The 1,816-nt window shown below is 59.2% G+C and carries 3 protein-coding genes; all 3 read left to right on the forward strand.

Annotated features, from left to right (window positions below; genetic code table 11):
- Positions 1–211: 211 nt before the first annotated feature.
- Positions 212–631, forward strand: a complete 420-nt coding sequence (locus tag DWV32_RS09980; protein ID WP_117758039.1) for a PTS sugar transporter subunit IIA — start codon at positions 212–214, stop codon at positions 629–631.
- 57 nt (positions 632–688) lie between these two features.
- Positions 689–1,171, forward strand: a complete 483-nt coding sequence (locus tag DWV32_RS09985; protein WP_117758040.1) for a PTS sugar transporter subunit IIB — start codon at positions 689–691, stop codon at positions 1,169–1,171.
- Between the two features lie 58 nt (positions 1,172–1,229).
- Positions 1,230–1,816: PTS sugar transporter subunit IIC (locus tag DWV32_RS09990; RefSeq protein WP_147346231.1), on the forward strand; the 587-nt coding region annotated here is incomplete at its 3' end.

Here is a 1,816-nt window from a genome sequence, read left to right on the forward strand (position 1 = left end):
GACACCGCCGAGTTCGCGATCCCGGGCCTTGACGACGAGTTCCGCGTCATCGTCTCCCCGTGGATTCTGACGGTGCTCGTGACCGACCGCCTGGCTCGCTACTACGAGACGGTCACCAAGCACAACCTCAAGTATCGTCGCTACTATCACCAGTTCGACTACTAAAGAAAACGGGTGCGGGAACGTGCCGGGCTATTGAGAGGAACACAGAATGAGACAGTACATCATCGCCAGCCATGCGCACTTCGCCACCGGCATCAAGGAGAGCGTCGAGCTGCTCTCGGGCGCTCGCGACAACGTCCACGATCTTTCGATGTTCGTCGATGGCCGCATGGACGTGGCCGAGGAGGCCCAAAAACTGCTGGCAGGCATGTCTGCCGACGATGATGTCGTCGTGTGCACCGACCTCTTTGGCGGCAGCGTCAACAACGAGTTCACCAAGATCGTCCAGACGCGTCCCCGCACGTACCTCGTTACCAACATGAACCTCCCTCTGCTCATCCAGCTGCTGTTCTCTGACGAGTCGGTGCCGGTTGAGGAGACGATTCGCGCCATCGTCGCTGCGGACGATACGCGCGTGAAGTTTGTCAACGACCTTTTGGTTGATGACGACGAGGAAGAAGAGTTCTAATCCGCAGCACCTATTGACATGTCGTAAGACGGCGCAAGACCTTTGGGGGGTCACATTATGATTCAGCTACTTCGCGTTGACCATCGCCTGCTTCATGGCCAGGTCGCAGTTTCCTGGGTTCAGGGCCTCGGCTCCAACTGCATTTTCTGCGTGGGCGATAAGGTCGCCAACGACCCGGTGTGGAAGACGACGCTCAAGATGGGCAAGCCTGCCGGCTGCAAGCTCGTCATCAAAGATATGGAGCATGCAATCGAAGCTATCAACTCGGGCGTGACCGACAAGTACAAGATGATCATCTGCGTCGCCACTATCGCTGAGGCAAAGCAACTTGTTGAGGGCTGCCCGCAGATCAGGTCGGTCAACCTGGGCAACACCAAGCCCAAGGACGAGAAGCGTCCCGACGCTCGTCAGGTCTCTCGTCAGATCTTCCTGACCGCGGCCGAGGAAGCCGATGTGCGCGAGATGCTGGATCGTGGCGTTGAGGTCGAGATTCGACCCCTGGCCGATGACCCCAAGGTTGACTGCGCCAGCGTGCTCTAGGCGTTTGAATTCGAAGAGTCTGAGCTCTTCGTAGTGTCCTATATGGAAAGGGGGATGTATGCTTACCCAAGCAATCCTCATCGGACTTATCGCCGCATTTGGTAAGTTCGACTATCAGCTCGGTACGCTCTATGCGTTCCGCCCCATCGTCCTGTGCCCGCTCGTGGGCCTGGTCCTGGGGGACCTGCAGTCTGGTCTCGCGATCGGTGCGAGCCTGGAGCTGCTGTTCATGGGCTCGATCTCCATCGGCGCCTACGTGCCGCCTGATGAGACGATCGGCGGCGTGCTTGCCTGTGCCTTCGCTATCCAGCTGGGCCAGAGCACCGAGGCAGCCATCGCGCTTGCCATGCCCATCGCCACGCTGTGCCTTGCCATCAAGAACATCCTCAACGCCGCCCTGCCGATCCTGGTTGACCGCGCTGATGTCTTCTCCGGCCAGGGCAACCTTAAGGGTGTCTATGCGATGCACTTCCTGATCGGCTCCACCGGTGTCATCATGGCGTTCCTGCTGTGCTCGCTGTCGTTCTATCTGGGTGCTGACGCTATCCAGGGCATGCTCGACTTCATCCCGCCCTTTGTCCTTGCTGGCTTTGGCGTTGCCGCCAACATCCTGCCGGCCATGGGCTTCGCCATGCTCGGCCGCCT

This window comes from Collinsella sp. AF04-24, assembly GCF_003465685.1.
Classification (GTDB): domain Bacteria; phylum Actinomycetota; class Coriobacteriia; order Coriobacteriales; family Coriobacteriaceae; genus Collinsella; species Collinsella aerofaciens_AP.